The organism is Pseudomonas sp. KCJK9058 (genome assembly GCF_046230975.1).
GTDB lineage: Bacteria > Pseudomonadota > Gammaproteobacteria > Pseudomonadales > Pseudomonadaceae > Aquipseudomonas > Aquipseudomonas alloputida.
Genome location: NZ_JBJJLR010000134.1, coordinates 1 through 368, shown reverse-complemented (window position 1 = coordinate 368; position 368 = coordinate 1). Strand labels below are relative to the sequence as shown.

The window sequence follows — 368 nt, the reverse complement described above, 5'->3', positions numbered from 1 at the left end:
AGCGAGGGAACCCCGGAGCGTAGCGCAGGGGCCGGATGATAGGAGCCAGCGTTTTTTGGTTACTTTTTGTCGCGTTTGACAAAAAGTGACCCGCCGTAAGGGCGGAAAGGTGACTGTGCGCCACCTGCGTGAATGAATACCTACTCGATGTGAATGCCCACATCCAAGAAGCAAGAAGCAAGAAGCAAGAAGCAAGAAGCAAGAAGCAAGAAGCGAACTCGTCTGTTTTGACTCAGCGAACAAGTCCATTTGCGATGGCGACGTTGACTCACCTTTTCGCCCTTACGGCGAGTCACTTTTTGTCAAACGCGACAAAAAGTAACCAAAAAACGCTGCGCTCCCATCATCCGGCCCCTGCGCTGCGCTCC

The 368-nt window shown here is 53.0% G+C and carries 1 protein-coding gene; it reads left to right on the top strand.

The annotated features are described in order from the left end of the window. Positions 1-128: 128 nt before the first annotated feature. Positions 129-368, top strand: a 240-nt coding sequence (locus ACK59Z_RS25925) for a hypothetical protein (protein ID WP_409294003.1), incomplete at its 3' end; no start/stop codon positions are given.